The 1,009-nt window shown below is 70.3% G+C and carries 1 protein-coding gene; it reads right to left on the bottom strand.

Annotated elements, in window-relative coordinates; all coding sequences use genetic code 11:
• A partial coding sequence (locus tag BIS11_RS18520; RefSeq protein ID WP_253586855.1) for a PQQ-dependent sugar dehydrogenase occupies window positions 1-940 on the bottom strand: 940 nt, incomplete at its 3' end.
• Between the last annotated feature and the right edge of the window lie 69 nt (window positions 941-1,009).

Genomic DNA, 1,009 nt, shown 5'->3' with positions numbered 1-1,009 from the left:
GCTCGCTGGCGAGCCCGCCGGCCAATAGATTACCCTGCCAGGCCGGGAAACGCTCGCCGCTCACTTCGGCCAGCCCCGAAGGGGCGAAGCGTCCCTCGAAATCGTGGGCCGGGTCGGTCATGCCGGGCAGCGATGTCGCGCCGATCGGCTCGTTGGTGGCGTAGTCGTTGCCCAGCGTCACCTCCGGCCAGCCGTAGTTGTGCCCGGCCTCGATCAGGTTCAGCTCGTCGCCGGTGAGCGGGCCGTGCTCGGAGACCCAGGCCTCGCCGTTGCCGCGTACCACCATGCCCTGGATGTTGCGATTGCCGAGCGAATAGATCTCGTCGAGTGTACCCGCCTCGCCTGCGAAGGGGTTGTCGTCCGGCGCCTCGCCGGTCTCGGTCAGGCGCAGGGTGGAGCCCGCGTGGTCGCCGCCGTCCTGGGCGCGCTCAGGGTTAGATCCCCGATCGCCCACGCTCATCAGCAGCGTGCCATCGGCAAGCCAAGCCAGTCGCGAGCCGTAGTGGCGCCCCGGCCCGGAGGCGCGATCCTGCTCGAACAGAAGCTCCACATCGCCAAGCGCGTCACCTTCGAAGCGTACCCGGGATAGCGCGGTACGCGTGCCGCCGTCGTCGGGCTTGCTCCAGGTGAAGTAGATCCAGTCGTGCTCGCCGTCGCCGAAGGCGGGATGGAGCACCACGTCGAGAAGCCCGCCCTGACCGTGGCCACTCACCTCGGGCAGCCCCTCGAGCACGCGCGCCTCGCCCTGGGTATCGACGAGCTTCAGGCGGCCGGCGCGCTCGCTGACCAGGTAGCGCCCGTCCGGCAGCAAGGCGACCGCCCAGGGGCGCTGCAGCCCGCTCGCCACGCGCTCGATCGAGAAAGTGGCTGCTTCGCTCTCCACCCGGTCGACGATCGTCTCGGCGCTGGCGCTGGCGGCCAGCAGCAGGCCGCCGACCAGCGCAAGTCCTTGGCGGCGAGAGGCAAAGCACGAAGGTGCCGGGGTCGAGCAAGCGGTCGTGGCTACGGG

It is taken from the genome of Halomonas sp. 707D4 (genome assembly GCF_024158685.1).
Classification (GTDB): Bacteria; Pseudomonadota; Gammaproteobacteria; order Pseudomonadales; family Halomonadaceae; genus Vreelandella.
Note: the sequence above shows the minus strand (reverse complement) of the source record. Positions and strands in the feature narration are given on the sequence as shown.